General features: G+C 41.5%; 2 protein-coding genes. Both read left to right on the top strand.

The features are described 5' to 3' along the window. Positions 1–462: 462 nt before the first annotated feature. Positions 463–1,884 carry a DNA methyltransferase gene (locus NW856_RS02725; protein WP_414398972.1) on the top strand — a complete coding sequence of 474 codons (1,422 nt, stop codon included), beginning with the start codon at positions 463–465 and terminating at the stop codon, positions 1,882–1,884. Beyond that, positions 1,881–2,145, top strand: a 265-nt coding sequence (locus NW856_RS02720) for an AvaI/BsoBI family type II restriction endonuclease (RefSeq protein ID WP_414398971.1), incomplete at its 3' end; no start/stop codon positions are given. The genes NW856_RS02725 and NW856_RS02720, both read left to right, overlap by 4 nt.

The following is a 2,145-nucleotide window of genomic DNA, read 5'->3' as shown; positions in this document are numbered from 1 at the left end:
CCCGGACCTCTAGGCTGGTTTACGGCAGCCCCAATCGACCGTTACCAGTGCCTTAAATAACCGTTTCTGGTGTCCGCACTATTATCATAACATAGAGCAAATAAAGTTGCACATTCCTCCCGACACTGACTTTATGAGTACAGTGTGCGGATCCTGCGATTTCTAGCTGACTTGCTCCAGGAGCTTTCTGAGTCTAGGTATGGGTGTGTTAATGCTCATTCAGCCAGATAAAAACCCTTTGGAGGTAATTATCGCTCAAAATGTTGACTATACAGACAAATTAGGGTAGCATTACACTAGGCGATGGAAAAGTCTGCTTCTTAAGTGATTATCAGTCATCTAGCTGCAGAAACACATGTTGGCTTGCCCCTTGCGTAATAAGCACATAAATAAATATTCAGAGATGATGAAATAGCCCATGTAGTATACTTGTTCTAAAATATCACTTGGAGGGCGTGGGCTGTGTTAACTGATGAAAAACTTTTAGTAAGTAATACAAATGTTGGACTAATTGAAATTGACCAACTTGACCAAAGTCTTGAAGAACATTTCAAAGGAAAGTTGGTAATTCAACCTGCCTTAACTCGTTCTTTGGTAAGTTTTCAGGCAAACAAAAACCGTCCTGTTTATCGTTGGTACAAATACAAAGAAGCGTTTTCTGCATCTTTAGTGGAATATTTCCTTGAAAAATACAAAATTTCAGCAGGAACAATCCTAGACCCGTTTGCAGGAAGCGGAACAACTTTATTTGCCGCTAGCGCAATGGGAATCAATGCAGTTGGCATCGAGTTGTTGCCTATTGGACAACAAATTATTGCCACCAAGAAAATTCTTGAATCAGAATTTACATCTAGCGACTTCGACGCTTTACAAAAATGGGCAAAGTTTCACATTTGGGAAAATTTCGATAAAAAAGTAGAACTGCCAGAATTAAGAATTACTAAAGGCGCGTATCCTGAAGTCACCAAAGAAGCCATTGAGAAATATTTAGCCGCCTGCGAGCAGGAAAATGACCGTGTCAAGGCAGTATTACATTTTGCTTTATTTTGTGTATTAGAGTCCATTAGTTTTACCCGCAAAGATGGTCAATATCTTCGGTGGGATTATCGGTCAGGGCGTAGACAAGGGAAGAAAATCTTTGATAAAGGTCAGATATTAAGTTTTGAGCAGGCTATCTCAGAGAAAATTCAAGAAATCATTACTGACCTTTCCCCCGTCCAGCAATCTAGTTTATTCCCCGTAAACAGAAAGCCAGGCGATATATTTTTATACAGCGGCTCATCCCTTGAAATATTGCCAAGAATGCCAAAAGAGTCTTTTGACGCTATTATTACTTCGCCGCCATATTGCAATCGCTACGATTACACGAGAACCTACGCCCTTGAACTAGCGTTGCTCAATACTGACGAAAAGGGTCTTGTAAAGTTACGTCAAGAAATGTTGAGTTGCACGGTGGAAAATCGAGCAAAGGACTTACTTGCCATCAATCCGCTTTGGACAAGTGCAATGTCCGCCGCAGACGAGCAAGAACTTTTGCAAGCCGTTTTGAAATATTTGGATGAACAAAAAAGACAAGGACTGCTCAATAACAATGGCATCCCTAGAATGGTTCGGGGATACTTTTATGAAATGGCGTGTATTATTGCGGAAGGCGCAAGACTTTTGCGCTCCAATGCTCCTTTGATTATGGTAAATGACAACGTGCGTTATGCTGGTGCAAGTATATCTGTTGATTTAATCCTTTCAAATATTGCCGAAAAATTAGGATTTTTCGTTGAAAACATACTTGTACTGCCTAACGACAAGGGCAACAGCAGCCAGCAAATGGGTGAACATGGACGAGAAGCCTTAAGAAAATGCGTTTATGTTTGGAGAAAACTATGAGCCCATATCGAAGCCATCTAAACTCCAGCGATGATTTAGTTACAACCTACGAAGCAACTCGCGCAGGCTTTGTATCTCTTGCATTAGAGAAGAATCGTAAAGCCACGCCTTATGTGGCGGAAGCGCGCGCCCTACAAACGGCGGCATCATCAGCCCAAACCCCTGCTGATTTGCTAAAAATTAAGGGGATTGAATCTGGTCTATTGACGGCGGCAGGGCTATCAGATAAAGCCCTTAATCATCTGTTACCTGAAGATAAAG

It is taken from the genome of Synechococcus sp. R3-13, assembly GCF_047462195.1.
Lineage (GTDB): Bacteria > Cyanobacteriota > Cyanobacteriia > Thermostichales > Thermostichaceae > Thermostichus.
Note: the sequence above shows the minus strand (reverse complement) of the source record. Positions and strands in the feature narration are given on the sequence as shown.